The following is a 14,487-nucleotide window of genomic DNA, read 5'->3' on the forward strand; positions in this document are numbered from 1 at the left end:
GGGCAGTCGCTGTGAAACCCGACACCTTCAAAGACAAGATCGTCCCCGTCACCACCATTCTGTTGGCCCTCCTCGTCATCTGGTATGTCGCTGCGGTCCTGATGAACGCGCCGTTCCAGCGCGACATGGACGGCCGCGCCGGCGCCACCCCTACGACCATCGAATTCATCGGCAAGACGCTCGCCCAGCCGAAGCCGATCCTGCCGGCGCCGCATCAGGTGGCGCAGAACGTCTACGAGAACACCTTCCTGCGCAGCCTTTCGAGCAATCGCAGCCTCGTCTATCACAGCTGGGTGACGCTCTCCTCGACCCTGCTCGGCTTCGGTTTCGGCATGCTGCTCGGCATCCTTCTTGCCGTGCTGATCGTGCACAATCGCGCCATGGACCGCTCGCTGATGCCCTGGCTGGTGGCGAGCCAGACCATACCGATCCTTGCGATTGCACCGATGATCGTCATCATCTCCTACAATGTGCTGACCGGCGACAATGCAATTGCGCATCTGCTGAACCTCGATTCCGACGCTTCCCGCCTCGTTTCCAAGGCGCTGATCTCCACCTACCTCTCTTTCTTTCCGGTCGCCGTCGGCATGGTGAAGGGGCTGCGTTCGCCCGAAATCATGCATCTCGACCTGATGCGCACCTATTATGCCAGCCCGATGCAGACGTTCTGGAAGCTCCGCGTTCCCGCCTCGATCCCTTTCCTCTTCACCTCGATGAAGGTCGCGATCGCCGCCAGCCTGGTCGGCGCCATCGTCGGCGAGTTGCCGACGGGGGCTGTCGCCGGCATCGGCTCGAAGCTGCTCGCCGGCTCCTATTATAGCCAGACCATCGACATCTGGGCCGCCCTCGTCGCCGGATCGCTGCTGGCCGGTATCCTGGTCGCGATCGTCGGCCTTGCGGCGAAGATCGTCGACCGCACCATGGGCGGGAGGCCGGCATGAGACATCTGAGCTTTTCCTGGCAAGGCGTCGTTGCCCTCCTTCTCTGTCTCGCGGCGCTGACGGCCCTGCCGCTCCTGGCCGATGGCGCGCCGCGCCCCTTCACCGACGGCACGGCAAGCCTCACTTTCACCATCGTCATCGCGGCAGCCCTCCTGTCCTTCGCGCCGCAGCCGCCGGCCTATCGTGCCACCGTCTTGTTTATCGGCGCACATGGCGCCGCCTGGATGCTGCTTTCCGCTCTCTCCGGCAATGACGGCGCGGCCACACGGGCTTTCTTCCTGCTGCTCTTTGCCTGCTGGCTGCTTGCCTGGCGATGCGTCACCGAGCTGTCGAAATTGCAGCCCGTCACCACCTTCGGCAGATCGACACTCCAACTGCTGATCCCGGCGATCTTCGGCGCCTGGATACTCATCCTCTGGGAGGCGGTTACGCGCGGTGCCGGCGTCCCCTTCATCCTGCTGCCGCCGCCGAGCGCCATCGGCGCGCGCATCATGGCCTCGCTGCCGATCCTCGGCGACGATGTCAGGCAGACGATCTTCAAGGCGGTGCTGATCGGTTACATCGTCGGCTGCCTCAGCGGCTTCGCCGTCGCGGTGCTGGCCGATCGCATCGTCTTCCTGCGCCGCGGCCTGCTGCCGATCGGCAACATGGTGTCGGCTCTGCCGATCATTGGCGTTGCCCCCGTCATGGTCATGTGGTTCGGCTTCGACTGGCCGTCGAAGGCCGCCGTCGTCATCATCATGACCTTTTTCCCGATGCTGGTGAACACCGTCGCCGGCCTTGCCGCCTCCGGCAGCATGGAGCGCGACCTGATGCGCACCTATGCCTCGAGCGACTGGCAGACGCTGCTCAAGCTCAAGCTTCCGGCAGCAATGCCCTTTATTTTCAATGCACTGAAGATCAACTCGACGCTGGCGCTGATTGGTGCCATCGTTGCGGAATTCTTCGGAACGCCGATCGTCGGCATGGGCTTCCGCATCTCCACCGAGATCGGCCGCATGAATGTCGACATGGTCTGGGCGGAAATCGCCGTCGCGGCGCTGGCCGGCTCGATCTTCTATGGTGTCATCGCCCTGACCGAACGGGCGGTGACGTTCTGGCATCCGTCTATCCGTGGTGGCTAGACGCGCGCGGGCTTTGCAAACAGGTCCGGGCATAACTTCAGAGGGTAAGGATAAGAAAATGAGAAAGTTGATGGTTGCAATGATGGCAAGCGCGATGTCGCTTGCAGCAGCCCATGCGATGGCCGCCGACAAGGTGGTGCTGCAGTTGAAATGGGTCACGCAGAGCCAGTTCGGCGGTTATTACGTCGCCAAGGACAAGGGCTTTTACAAGGAAGAAGGCCTCGACGTCGACATCAAGCCGGGCGGCCCCGATATCGCCCCCGAGCAGGTGATCGCCGGCGGCGGCGCCGATGTCATCGTCGACTGGATGGGCGGCGCCCTGGTTGCCCGCGAAAAGGGCGTTCCGCTCGTCAACATCGCCCAGCCCTACCAGAAGTCCGGCCTGGAAATGGTCTGCCGCAAGGACGGCCCGGTCAAGACCGAAGCCGACTTCAAGGGCCACACGCTCGGCGTCTGGTTCTTCGGCAACGAATATCCCTTCTTTGCCTGGATGAACAAGCTCGGCCTGTCCACGGAAGGCGGCCCGAACGGCGTCACCGTGCTGAAGCAGAGCTTCGACGTACAGCCGCTCGTCCAGAAGCAGGCCGACTGCATTTCCGTCATGACCTATAACGAATACTGGCAGGCGATCGATGCCGGCTTCAAGCCGGAAGAACTGACGGTCTTCAACTATACCGAGATGGGCAACGACCTTCTCGAAGACGGCCTCTATGCGATGGAAGACAAGCTGAAGGACCCGGCCTTCAAGGAAAAGATGGTCAAGTTCGTCCGCGCTTCGTTGAAGGGCTGGAAATATGCGACCGAGAATCCCGATGAAGCCGCCGAGATCGTCATGGACAATGGCGGTCAGGACGAAAACCACCAGAAGCGCATGATGGGCGAAGTCGCCAAGCTGGTCGGCGACGGCTCCGGCAAGCTGGACGAAGCGCTCTATGCCCGCACGGCAAAGGCGTTGCTCGACCAGAAGATCATCAGCAAGGAGCCTGCGGGCGCCTGGACGCACGACATTACCGACGCCGCTGCCAAGTAGTTTCGGCAATATTGCGAAGCGAAACGCGCGGAAGATTTCCGCGCGTTTTGTTTTTTCGGCGCAAGACCGGAAAAAACACCTTGCAACTGTCGCATTTATCGGGCGTCAAACGTCATGGGGTAGAAGCGCGATCAATCTTCGTAATGTTGACATAACCTTGCGGTGATTGATTGACGTCGGAATGGTAATTATTATCGCCTCATGGGGAATTGTTTTCTGCCGGACTTGTAGATCGAGCAAATCGATACCACCTACAAGCCGAATTTGCCGGCGAGGGATGAAGACGGCAAAGGATCGGCGGATACCTCTGAGAATGCAGGAAGGGCAGTGGCCTGATCGCGCGCTGAGTGGCAGACGCGCGAGTTCGGCCAACCTTATCATAAGATTGGACGAAGACGCATGGCACGTAAGCCGATTGGAATTCTAGGCGCCTCCACCCTTTTCGCAGCAGCTCTGGCTGCATCAACCGCATTTTCGCAGGAAACGCCGGTCGCAAAACCGCAGCAGAACCTGCCGGCAATCGTCGTCACCAAGGCTGTCAATCGCACTCTCGTCGACCGTGTCATCGGCACGGGAACGATCAAGCCCGTCGAGGAAGTCTATATCCAGCCGCAGGTCGAAGGTCTGTCGATCCGCACGCTGAAAGCCGATGTCGGCGACAAGGTTCAGGCGGAAAGCACGCTGGCGACGCTCAATGACGACGCGCTGGTGCTGGAAAAGAGCCAGATGATGGCGACGAAAGCCAAGGGTCAGGCAAGTCTCGCCCAGCTGCGCGCCCAGCTCATCGAGGCACAGGCCAATGCCGAACAGGCAAGGCAGCAGCAGGCCCGCGCCCAGGAAATGGTCAAGAAGGGCACGGTTTCCACCGCCCAGGTCGAACAGGCCGATGCGACTGCCGCCGCCGCCAATGCCCGCGTTGTCTCCGCCGAACAGGCGATCGAGGTCGCCGAAGCCGATCTCAAGGTCTTCGACAGCCAGATCGCCGATGCCGATCTGAAGCTGGCACGCACCGACGTGAAGACGCCGGTCGCCGGCACGGTCTCGGCGAAAAACGCCAAGGTCGGTGCGATAGCTGCCGGCAACGGCGACCCATTGTTCACCATCATCCGCGACGGTGATGTCGAGCTTGTCGCCGAGGTCGCCGAAAGCGATATCGTCAGGGTCGTGGCCGGCCAGAAGGCGGCAATTTCGCTTTCCGGCAGCCGCGAGAAGCTTTCCGGCGCCGTCCGCCTGGTGTCGCCGACCGTCGATCCGGTCACCCGCCTCGGCCTCGTCCATATCTCCATCGACGATGACAGCAAGGCGCGTTCCGGCATGTATGGCAGCGCCGAGATCATCGTCCGCGAGACCGAGGGCGTATCGCTTCCCCTGACCGCCGTGCTGACCGGCAATGAAGGCTCCTCCGCCCGCAAGGTCGAGGATGGCGTGGTGAAATTCGCCAAGATCGAGACCGGCATCCAGGACGGTGCCTATGTCGAGATCGTCGATGGATTGAAGACCGGCGACGAGGTCGTGGCCAAGGCGGGCGCTTATGTCCGTGACGGCGACCACATCACTCCGGTGCGTGAACAGCCCCCGGCTTCCAACTAAAGAGACCATCCGATGAATTTTTCAGCCTGGTCCATTCGAAATCCCATCGCGCCGCTTCTGGCCTTCTGCCTGCTGGTGTTCATCGGCATGCAGTCCTTCAATTCGCTGCCGATCACGCGCTTCCCGAACATCGATGTGCCGCTCGTTTCGATCAGCGTGACCCAGAGCGGCGCCTCACCGGCTGAACTCGAAATGCAGGTGACGAAGGAGATCGAAGACGCGATCGCCTCGATCACCGGCATCGACGAAATCCAGTCGACGGTGACCGACGGCAGCTCGCAGACCAATGTGATGTTCCGGATGGAAGTGCCGACGGAACAGGCCGTACAGGACGTCAAGGACGCGATCGACCGAATCCGCAGCGACCTGCCGGCGACTGCCGAAGCGCCGATCGTCACCAAGGTCGATGTCGAGGGCCAGGCGATCCAGACCTTCGCCGTTTCCTCGCCCGATATGTCGCTGGAAGAACTCTCCTGGTTCGTCGACGATACCGTCAAGCGTGCGCTGCAGGGCCAGGCCGGTATCGGCCGCGTCGATCGCTATGGCGGCGCCGAGCGCGAAGTGCGCATTGAACTCACCCCCGGCAAGCTCGATGCCTATGGCATCACCGCTGCAAGCGTGAACCAGCAGCTGCGTGGCACCAACATCGACCTCGGCTCCGGCCGCGGCCAGGTGGCCGGCAGCGAACAGGCGATCCGTGTTCTGGGCGATGCCCGCAACGTCGCCGAACTCGCCGACACGACGATCGCACTGCCGAACGGCCGCTTCGTCAAACTGTCCGATCTCGGTGTCATCAAGGACACCTATGAAGAGCCGAAATCCTTCTCGCGCTTCAACGCCACGCCGGTTGTCACCTTCGGCGTCTTCCGCTCGAAGGGCGCCAGCGAAGTCAGCGTCGCCGAAACCGTAGCGCAAAGCCTCGACAAGGTGCGGACCGAAAACCCGAACGTGAAGATCGAACTGATCGACGATTCGGTGTATTTCACCTATGGCAATTACGAAGCCGCCATCCATACGCTGCTCGAAGGCGCGCTGCTCGCCGTCATCGTCGTCTTCCTGTTCCTCAGGAACTGGCGCGCGACGCTGATTTCGGCAATCGCCCTTCCGCTGTCTGCGATCCCGACCTTCTGGATCATGGACATGATGGGCTTCTCGCTGAACCTCGTCAGCTTCCTTGCTTTGACGCTCGCGACCGGTATTCTCGTCGACGATGCGATCGTCGAAATCGAAAACATCGCCCGCCACATCAAGATGGGCAAGACGCCCTATCGGGCGGCGATCGAGGCGGCTGATGAAATCGGCCTTGCCGTCATCGCCACCACCTTCACGATCATTGCCGTCTTCGTGCCGGTTTCCTTCATGCCGGGCATTCCGGGCCAGTACTTCATCCAGTTCGGCCTGACGGTCGCCTTCTCCGTCTTCTTCTCGCTGATGGTCGCGCGCCTCATCACCCCGATGATGGCTGCCTATCTCATGCGCGCCGAAGACGGCATGGAAGACCATCACGACAATGACGGCCTGCTGATGCGTGGATACACCCGTCTCATACGCGGCACGACCGGGCGCTGGTATACGCGTTACGCGACGCTGATTGTCGCCTTCGCTTTCCTGGTCGGCTCCGTTTTGCTGCTGATGCAGGTTCCCGGCAGCTTTTTGCCGCCGGAAGATGCCTCGCGCATCGTTCTCTCCGTCGAACTGCCGCCCAATGCACGGCTTGACGATACCGAGAAGACGACGGATGCGATCTACGATCGGGTCAAGGACATCAACGGCGTCGAAAGCGTCTTCGTCCTCGGCGGCGCATCGCCGAAGGGGGATCTCGAACTGCGCCGCGCCACCATCACGCTGGCGCTTCACAAGCTCGACCAATCGCTGATCAAGAAGATGGTCAATGACGGGCTCGGCCATATCCCGGTCATCGGGCCGATGCTGCCGAAGGTGGAAGTCCACGGCCGCGAACGTCCGCAATGGGATATCGAAAAGGAAGTCTTCGCCAAGTTGCGCGACATTCCCGACGTTCATATCCTCAAGCTCAACGACCGCGGCGAACGCGACCTCTCCTTCAACTTCCTCTCCAAGAACGAGAAGGACCTGAACGACGCCGTCGGCATTCTGGAATCCAAGCTTCGCGCTGATCCGCTGCTGGCCAATGTCAGCGCCGACGGCGCCCTGCCCCGCCCGGAACTGCAGGTTTACCCGCGCAAGGACGAGGCCGCCCGCCTCGGCATCACGCCGCAGCAGATCTCCGAGACCATCCGCGTCGCCACCATCGGCGATGTCGATGCGGCCCTTGCCAAGATCTCGCTCGACGATCGCCAGATCCCGATCCGTGTCCAGGCGGCACTCGACATGCGTCGCGACCTTGCGGCGCTGCGGGCACTGAAGATCCAGACCGCCAGCGGCGGCACCGTTCCGCTCGCGAGCGTCGCCAATATCGACTATTCGGAGGGCGTAAGCTCGATCAAGCGCAACAACCGTTACCGCGTCGTCTCGATCGGTTCCGACCTGCCGCAGGGCGTGGCGCTCGACACGGCTTCGGCCCGGTTCCGTGAAATCGTCAAGGAGGCCAATATTCCGGCCACGGTGCACCTTGCCGAAAGCGGCGACACCAAAGTCCAGTCCGAGATGCAGCAGAGCTTCGTCAACGCCATGTTGATGGGCCTCCTGCTGGTGCTGACGGTGCTGATCCTGCTCTTCAAGGACGTGATCCAGCCCTTCACCATCCTGTTCTCACTGCCGCTCGCCATTGGCGGCGTCGCAGCCGGCCTGATCCTCACCAGCAATCCGCTGTCCATGCCCGTCATGATCGGTATCCTGATGCTGATGGGTGTCGTCACCAAGAACGCCATCCTGCTCGTGGATTTCGCCATCGAGATGCGCCACCAGGGCATAGCCCGGGTCGAAGCCATGGTCGAAGCCGGCCGCAAGCGCGCCCGGCCGATCATCATGACCTCGATCGCCATGTCGGCAGGCATGCTGCCTTCCGCGCTCGGTGTCGGCGAAGGCGGCTCCTTCCGGGCGCCGATGGCGATCGCGGTGATCGGCGGCATCATCGTCTCGACGGTGCTCTCGCTCGTCGTCGTGCCCTCCTTCTTCCTGATCATGGACGATCTGTCCCGCCTGCTCGGCTGGGCTTTCGGCCGCCTGGTCGGCCGGAAGGACAATGAGGACCTGCCGCTGTCGCGCGAGGATCTCACCCGCGTCACCCGCGAGAACCGCAGCGAGATCGACTCGCTGGAGGAGCGCCTGACCGCGATCGAAAAGCCGGAAAGCAAGCGCAAGACCGCCAACAGCAACGACACCAACGTGCTCCGCCTGCCGCCCTTCGCGGCGGAATAGTCAAAAAACCCACAAAATGAACGGGCCGGGAGTCAACTCCCGGCCCGTTCATTTTGCCATTCCTTTTTCGCCGTTCTGACCGTCAGAGCCCGCCCTGCTCCCTGAGGAAGCTGACGATCGAGCTGATGCCGTCGCCGCGCTTCATGTCGGAGAAGACGAAGGGGCGGCTCGCACGCATCCGCGTCGCATCCCGGTCCATCACCTCGAGATCGGCGCCGACATAGGGCGCCAGGTCCTTCTTGTTGATGACAAGCAGGTCCGAGCGGGTGATGCCAGGCCCGCCCTTGCGCGGGATTTCCTCGCCCTGGCAGACGGAGATGACATAGATGGTGATATCGGCAAGATCGGGCGAAAAGGTCGCCGCCAGATTGTCGCCGCCGGATTCGATGAAGACGACGTCGAGATCGGGGATCCGCTGGTTGAGGCCGGCGATCGCCTGCAAATTAATCGTCGCATCCTCGCGAATAGCGGTATGTGGGCAGCCGCCGGTCTCGACGCCGACGATGCGGTCGGAAGGCAGTGCCTGCATGCGCACCAGCGCTTCGGCATCCTCGGTCGTATAGATGTCGTTGGTGACGACGGCGACGGAATAATCGTCGCGCATCGCTTTGCAGAGCTTTTCGGTCAGCGCCGTCTTGCCCGAACCGACCGGCCCGCCGATGCCGACACGCAAAGGTCCGTTTCTTGATTTCATGTGCCTTACTCCAATCCAAGCTGATGATAGCGAAGCCGCCCGCCCGCGCCACCGTCAAATGACTTAGAGCGCTTGTTTTTCTTCGAATCACGGAAGCGCTCTATCTCGTTGTTTTCACGCAATTCCGGGCGCAAAACCGCTGCGCACTTTTGCTGGAATTGCTCTAGCCACAGCGATAATTTCGCACCGTCACGAGCGGAACAGCCGCGTCGTCTGCATCTCGTGGCGCAGGCTGGCAATATCGGCCTGCACGGTCGCCGAGCCCAGATCGTCGAGCGTCGAGGCTGCCGCCCGTCGGGCGACCTCCGCGATACATTCTTCAAGACCGGCAAGGATGGCAACGCCATTCCTCTGTCCGGCAACGCCGAGACGGATGCCTGCCGATATCGCCTGCGATGCATAGGCATGCAGGAAGATGGCAAGCGCCTTCTCGGGCTTTATGTCGTGGGCGCCCGTCACCGCCCCGACCGCAATGGGATAAGCGACCTTGTCAGGCAATCGCTCGAACACCTCGTCCGGCCAGGCCCGCGCCGCCGCAAGAAAAGCCTCGCCGAGCAACATCGTTTCCTGATGGCGCTCGCGCGACCCGGCAAGCGCTTCGGCGAGTGCGGCAATCTCGGCAAGGCGCATGGGCTCTGCCTGGTACCTGTGACTTTCGGCCAGAAGCACGGCATCGTTCCAGACCGACCCATGGCCGATCAGCGTGCCGATCCAGGCCGCAAGCGAGCTCGAATCTGTAACCAGCCCGTCGGACACTGCCCGCTCCAGCCCTCCCGAATAGGCAAAGCTGCCGATCGGAAAGGCCGGCGAGAGCCATGCCGTCAGGCGCAGCAATGCCTGGAGCTCGCGATCACTCGTCATCAAGGCTCAGTCGTGCTTGTGGTCATGATCATGACCGCGATCGTGGCGGTGCTCATGCTCATGCTCGTAGCCATGTTCGTGATCATGGTCATGGCCGTGATTATGGGCAAGATCGTGATCATGCCCATGCGAATGCCCGCCGTGAGAATGGTAGGCGCCGCGCGCCGGCTGGAACGGCTCGTCGATTTCGAGAACGACGGCGCCGAGGCCCTGCAGCATGGTGCGGATGACATGATCGCGCAGGATGACGATGCGGTCTTCCTCGATCTGCGCAGCAAGATGCCGGTTGCCGAGATGCCAGGCGAGTTCCACCAGATGCGTGCGGTCGCGTCCGCGAACCTCGAAGAGCTTCTCGTCGGCAGCGAGGATCTCGATCAACTCGCCGTCGTCACGCACCAACAGATCGCCATTGGCGAAAAGCACCGAATCCTTGAGATCGAGCATGACCATCTCGCCATTTTCCAGATGCAGCAGCTTGCGGCGCAAATGGCGCAAGTCATGCGGCAGCTTGACCTGGGCGGTCGGATGGGAGGAAGGGGTTCCGGCAGGAAGATAGGAAGTAACGCGCTGCATGGTATGTCCGTTTTCTGAGAGGACGACCATGCAAAATAGCTCTTCCCGATGCAAGCACCAATGGTTTTTCACTCGGATCCATCTTTATATTCCGTAAGCCTGCATCACGTTGTCGCTCTCCAGCCCCCTGCCTTCGACATCGACGCCGTTCTCCGCAAGCCCGTGCCAGGCATGATGCAAACCCTCCCGCTCGTGCACGACGCGATTGCGCCCAAGCGCCTTGGCCAGATAGAGCGCCCGGTCGGCAGAAGCATAGACCTGCTGCTTGTTGCGCTCGGCGACGAGATCGGCCACACCGCCGGAAACGGTAATGCGGATATCGTGCCCGTCCGCCTTGATGGCGCCGCTTGCGATCCGGGCTCGGACACCTTCGATGCGCTCCATCCGTGCCTCCAGCGGCTCGCCGGAGACGATGACGCCGAACTCCTCCCCACCCAGCCGTGCGACAATGGAAATTTGATCGAAGGTAGATGTGAGCATGCCTGATACTGCGGTAATGACGGCATCGCCGCAAGCATGGCCGAAGCGATCGTTGATCGCCTTGAAGCGGTCGACATCGAAAATCACAAGCGAAGCGTTGCCCTCGGTTTTTTCCAGTGCCTCGGTAAAGGCGCGCCGGTTCAGCAGGCCGGAGAGCGTGTCCGTCCGGCTGAGCTTTTCGAACTCCGCCCGGGACAGCGTCAGCTCATGCAGGGCAAAACCGGCAGCCAGCGACAGCATGCCGGAAACCGTCCCGCCGACGAGCCAGGAAAAAATGGCGCCGAAGCTGATCGCATACGAGAGTGTCACCGGCAACAGGCCGAAAAAGCCAAGCGGCGGTATCGTCAGCACCATAATGACGCCGGAGAGAACAACGGCAAGAAAGCTCATCTTCAGCGCGAAGACATAGACGTTTCTGCGATGTTGAAAACTGCCAAAATCGGCCTGCAGCGACATCCAGTTTCTCATGAGAATCGACCTTCCTGCCCGGCGTTTCAAGGCATTGATAAGAGTCCAATTGCTGCGGGTGTCTTAATCGACTCGTTAAAATTCGAATGGTTTCAGACGATTCGGTGGACAGAATTTTTCTAGCAGGGGATGCAGCTTTCCAATCCCTGAATCGAACAGATCAGAGAGACACTTAACTAATTGATATAAAAGCGATTTTCTACGCTGATCAAGGCCGTTGTTTCAGAATGGTTTAGCTGGGGAAAACATCGGTTTTCCCCGCGATTTTTACAACCAAATGGAGAGTGCGGTTCACAATTCACTTTAGGAGTGGGCGGGCTCGGCGGTTGCTTCAATTGTAGACAGAAACAGATAATCGCAATGCTTGTGGAAGCGGGTTCCATAAGCCGGTTCGAAGCCCGGCCGAGCGCAGGGCAGCGGCAGTCCAGGTGTTGCAGCCGAAGAGGGCGTTGAAATATCCCTTGGCCTCGAAGAACCGGTCGATCTCGCCGTATCCTGCATCCGGGATCGGCACCACCGTGCCTGCGTCGCGGACGAAGCTCTCCGAAATAAAATCGCGCAGCCGCGCCAATTGATCGTCACTGACATCGAATGCCGTAACGGTGGGCTGCGGCTCGGTGATATGACCGGCAAGGTCCACATGCAGCGCCGAACGGTCGATCGTCAGCGCGCGCAGCACCGGCACCGGCTTCAGCTCCGCCCATGTCGGCGTTTCCAGATAGAAGGCACGGCCGCCCCAGCCGATAATGAGCCATTCGGCATTCGGATGGCTAAGCGGAAAACCGGTATCGCCGAGGAAGGAGAAAGCCGCCCGCGTTTCCGCGTCGAGCGGAATGGCAATATCGGTATGGATCGGACCCGACAGCAGGAGAATCCGATGCGTCATCGCCGCAGACGCCTTGGCCGGCGCAATCAGCGGCCTGGGAATGAAGGTTCCGCAGGCCGCCACAAGCACAAGCAGGAAGACGATCCGCAACAGCCAGCGGATGCCTGTTCTCATCAGGGCCGTCCGTCGCACATCGGACGTGGACCTAAAACAGGAAGTAGCGCTGCGCCATCGGCAGCACCGTCGCCGGCTCGCATGTCAGCAATTCGCCGTTCGCCCTCACTTCGTAGGTCTCCGGATCGACCTCGATCTCGGGTGTCAGGTCGTTGTGGATCATCGATGCCTTGGAGATGCCGCCGCGCGTATTCTTCACCGCAACCAGTTGCTTGGCGACGCCGAGCCGGCCCTTCAGGCCGGCGTCGAGCGAGGCCTGGCTGACGAAGGTGACGGAGGAATTGGTGAGGCTCCTGCCGTAGGAAGCAAACATCGGCCGGTAGTGGACCGGCTGCGGCGTCGGGATCGAGGCGTTCGGATCGCCCATCGGCGCGGCCGCGATCGAGCCGCCGAGAAGCACCATGTCGGGCTTCACCCCGAAAAAGGCCGGGTTCCACAGCACGAGGTCGGCGCGTTTGCCGATCTCGACCGAGCCGATCTCATGGCTGAGACCATGGGCGATCGCCGGATTGATCGTATATTTGGCGATATAACGGCGAACGCGGAAATTGTCGTTGTCACCCTTCTCTTCCTTCAGCCGGCCGCGCTGACGCTTCATCTTGTCGGCCGTCTGCCAGGTGCGGATCGCCACTTCGCCGACGCGGCCCATGGCCTGGCTGTCGGACGAGATGATCGAGAAGGCGCCGATATCATGCAGGATATCTTCCGCCGCGATCGTCTCCTTGCGGATCCGGCTTTCGGCAAAGGCGATATCCTCGGGGATCGACGGCGACAGGTGGTGGCAGACCATCAGCATGTCGAGATGCTCGGCGATGGTGTTGACCGTATAGGGCCGCGTCGGATTGGTGGACGAGGGAATGACGTTCGGCTGGCCGCAGATCTTGATAATGTCGGGCGCGTGCCCGCCGCCCGCCCCTTCCGTGTGGAAGGCATGGATGGTGCGGCCCTTGATCGCGCCGATCGTATCCTCGACGAAGCCGCTTTCGTTCAGCGTGTCGGTGTGGATCATCACCTGCACGTCATATTCGTCGGCAACCGACAGGCAGCAGTCGATGGCGCCTGGCGTCGTGCCCCAATCCTCGTGCAGCTTCAGCGAGGTGGCGCCGGCTAGCACCATTTCGGTGAGCGCCCCCGGCAGCGAGGCATTGCCCTTGCCGGCGAAAGCGAGGTTCATCGGGAAGGCGTCGGCCGCTTCGATCATCCGCGCCAGATGCCAGGGACCGGGCGTGCAGGTGGTGGCAAGCGTGCCATGCGCCGGCCCCGTGCCGCCGCCGAGCATGCAGGTCATGCCGCTCATCAGCGCTTCTTCGATCTGCTGCGGCGCGATGAAGTGGATATGGCTGTCCATGCCGCCGGCGGTGATAATCTTGCCTTCGGCGGCGATCGCCTCCGTGCCCGGGCCGACGATAATATTGACGCCAGGCTGCATGTCAGGATTGCCCGCCTTGCCGATCGCGACGATGCGCCCGTCCTTCAGCCCGATATCGGCCTTGTAGATGCCGGAATGATCAACGATCACCGCATTGGTGATGACCGTATCGACCGCGCCATCCGCCCGCGTCACCTGGCTCTGGCCCATGCCGTCACGGATCACCTTGCCGCCGCCGAACTTCACCTCCTCGCCATAGGTGGTGAAATCCTTCTCGATCTCGATGAAAAGCTCCGTATCGGCAAGGCGCACCTTGTCTCCGGTGGTCGGTCCGAACATGCCGGCATAGGCGGCGCGCGAGATCTTGTAGGGCATCCATCAGGCTCCGTGGGAAGAAGAGATAAGGTTTTTTCCGCCGAGCCGGGTGAGGCGGCCGGCGGCAATATAACTATCGACAAGCTGCCTTTCGGCCGCAAAAGGGTGCCATTCCCAGCCGGCATGGCCGAAGCCGGCGAGCGTCACCTCGGCATCGGCATATGTCTCCAGCACCTCGCCGATCACGATCATGCCGCTGCTCGGCACGACATATGACTGCGGATCAAAAGCCGAAAGCGACACGTCGACGGCCTCGTGGATCGACTTCCCGATGACGACGTGCCTCTTGCCGGCATCGGCACAGAAGGCACTGAACTCATCGGTATAGTCGTCGCAGAAATCGTCGAGTTCCGGATGCGAGACGGCAAGCGGCGCGCGCAGCGCGGCGAATTTTTCCGGATCGCGCACGCTCCAGATCTCGCGCGCCGAAACGACGCCGGGATGGGTGCGCCACTCACGCGAACCGAGCATCGCTTTCGCCGGCCGGCCGGTATTGCAGACCGCGACGGCATCGGTGCGGCTGCCGCCGTCGCCATAGGAGCGACATTCGTTGAAGCGGACGACGAAATCGGCGGCATCGATGATGCCTGCCATCCCTTCTCCGACCTCACCATTGCCGACGATCATGATCTTCCTGATCACC

The 14,487-nt window shown here is 61.5% G+C and carries 12 protein-coding genes; 5 read left to right on the forward strand and 7 right to left on the reverse strand.

Annotated elements, in window-relative coordinates; all coding sequences use genetic code 11:
• Positions 1 to 11: 11 nt before the first annotated feature.
• The 5 genes from NE851_RS28215 (at position 12) to NE851_RS28235 (ending at position 8,024) form a co-directional block, all read left to right on the forward strand.
• Positions 12 to 941, forward strand: a complete 930-nt coding sequence (locus NE851_RS28215; RefSeq protein ID WP_025570395.1) for an ABC transporter permease — start codon at positions 12 to 14, stop codon at positions 939 to 941.
• A complete protein-coding gene (locus NE851_RS28220; RefSeq protein ID WP_025570397.1) occupies positions 938 to 2,065 on the forward strand; it encodes an ABC transporter permease in 1,128 nt (375 codons plus the stop codon). Before NE851_RS28215 ends, NE851_RS28220 begins: the two co-directional genes overlap by 4 nt.
• A 58-nt stretch (positions 2,066 to 2,123) precedes the next feature.
• The gene (locus tag NE851_RS28225) at positions 2,124 to 3,095 is read left to right on the forward strand and encodes an ABC transporter substrate-binding protein (RefSeq protein ID WP_047618698.1); all 972 of its coding nucleotides are present in this window, start codon (positions 2,124 to 2,126) and stop codon (positions 3,093 to 3,095) included.
• 399 nt (positions 3,096 to 3,494) lie between these two features.
• Positions 3,495 to 4,685 (forward strand): efflux RND transporter periplasmic adaptor subunit, encoded by a 1,191-nt coding sequence (locus NE851_RS28230; protein WP_047618696.1) that lies wholly within the window; start codon positions 3,495 to 3,497, stop codon positions 4,683 to 4,685.
• Positions 4,686 to 4,697: 12 nt separating this feature from the next.
• Positions 4,698 to 8,024, forward strand: a complete 3,327-nt coding sequence (locus tag NE851_RS28235) for an efflux RND transporter permease subunit (protein WP_047618693.1) — start codon at positions 4,698 to 4,700, stop codon at positions 8,022 to 8,024.
• A gap of 82 nt (positions 8,025 to 8,106) precedes the next feature.
• Here the strand turns inward: NE851_RS28235 and ureG are convergent, their stop codons facing one another.
• From ureG to NE851_RS28270, 7 genes are all read right to left on the reverse strand, one after another.
• On the reverse strand, positions 8,107 to 8,718 hold the full coding sequence (gene ureG, locus NE851_RS28240; RefSeq protein WP_063474389.1) for an urease accessory protein UreG: 612 nt from the start codon (positions 8,716 to 8,718) through the stop codon (positions 8,107 to 8,109).
• 189 nt (positions 8,719 to 8,907) lie between these two features.
• Complete coding sequence (locus tag NE851_RS28245; protein WP_254959327.1) at positions 8,908 to 9,579, reverse strand: urease accessory protein UreF; 672 nt, start codon at positions 9,577 to 9,579, stop codon at positions 8,908 to 8,910.
• 6 nt (positions 9,580 to 9,585) lie between these two features.
• Positions 9,586 to 10,152, reverse strand: coding sequence for an urease accessory protein UreE (locus tag NE851_RS28250; protein WP_254959329.1), 567 nt, complete (start codon positions 10,150 to 10,152; stop codon positions 9,586 to 9,588).
• A gap of 84 nt (positions 10,153 to 10,236) precedes the next feature.
• Positions 10,237 to 11,100 carry a GGDEF domain-containing protein gene (locus NE851_RS28255; protein WP_254959331.1) on the reverse strand — a complete coding sequence of 288 codons (864 nt, stop codon included), beginning with the start codon at positions 11,098 to 11,100 and terminating at the stop codon, positions 10,237 to 10,239.
• A 331-nt stretch (positions 11,101 to 11,431) separates the two neighbouring features.
• Positions 11,432 to 12,100, reverse strand: coding sequence for a TIGR02117 family protein (locus NE851_RS28260; protein WP_254959333.1), 669 nt, complete (start codon positions 12,098 to 12,100; stop codon positions 11,432 to 11,434).
• A gap of 31 nt (positions 12,101 to 12,131) precedes the next feature.
• Positions 12,132 to 13,844, reverse strand: coding sequence for an urease subunit alpha (ureC, locus tag NE851_RS28265; protein ID WP_047618681.1), 1,713 nt, complete (start codon positions 13,842 to 13,844; stop codon positions 12,132 to 12,134).
• A 3-nt stretch (positions 13,845 to 13,847) separates the two neighbouring features.
• A complete protein-coding gene (locus NE851_RS28270) occupies positions 13,848 to 14,471 on the reverse strand; it encodes a Urease operon accessory protein (RefSeq protein ID WP_132573327.1) in 624 nt (207 codons plus the stop codon).
• Positions 14,472 to 14,487 lie beyond the last annotated feature (16 nt).

It is taken from the genome of Rhizobium anhuiense bv. trifolii (assembly GCF_024346605.1).
In the GTDB taxonomy this organism is placed as follows: domain Bacteria; phylum Pseudomonadota; class Alphaproteobacteria; order Rhizobiales; family Rhizobiaceae; genus Rhizobium; species Rhizobium anhuiense.

What these genes read in the sequence shown, in the direction of transcription:
- ureG (WP_063474389.1), bottom strand. Translation starts at nt 8,718, where the DNA reads ATGAAATCAAGAAACGGACCTTTGCGTGTCGGCATCGGCGGGCCGGTC.
- NE851_RS28225 (WP_047618698.1), top strand. Translation starts at nt 2,124, where the DNA reads ATGAGAAAGTTGATGGTTGCAATGATGGCAAGCGCGATGTCGCTTGCA.
- NE851_RS28250 (WP_254959329.1), bottom strand. Translation starts at nt 10,152, where the DNA reads ATGCAGCGCGTTACTTCCTATCTTCCTGCCGGAACCCCTTCCTCCCAT.
- NE851_RS28255 (WP_254959331.1), bottom strand. Translation starts at nt 11,100, where the DNA reads ATGAGAAACTGGATGTCGCTGCAGGCCGATTTTGGCAGTTTTCAACAT.
- ureC (WP_047618681.1), bottom strand. Translation starts at nt 13,844, where the DNA reads ATGCCCTACAAGATCTCGCGCGCCGCCTATGCCGGCATGTTCGGACCG.
- NE851_RS28270 (WP_132573327.1), bottom strand. Translation starts at nt 14,471, where the DNA reads ATGATCGTCGGCAATGGTGAGGTCGGAGAAGGGATGGCAGGCATCATC.
- NE851_RS28260 (WP_254959333.1), bottom strand. Translation starts at nt 12,100, where the DNA reads ATGAGAACAGGCATCCGCTGGCTGTTGCGGATCGTCTTCCTGCTTGTG.
- NE851_RS28230 (WP_047618696.1), top strand. Translation starts at nt 3,495, where the DNA reads ATGGCACGTAAGCCGATTGGAATTCTAGGCGCCTCCACCCTTTTCGCA.
- NE851_RS28235 (WP_047618693.1), top strand. Translation starts at nt 4,698, where the DNA reads ATGAATTTTTCAGCCTGGTCCATTCGAAATCCCATCGCGCCGCTTCTG.
- NE851_RS28220 (WP_025570397.1), top strand. Translation starts at nt 938, where the DNA reads ATGAGACATCTGAGCTTTTCCTGGCAAGGCGTCGTTGCCCTCCTTCTC.
- NE851_RS28245 (WP_254959327.1), bottom strand. Translation starts at nt 9,579, where the DNA reads ATGACGAGTGATCGCGAGCTCCAGGCATTGCTGCGCCTGACGGCATGG.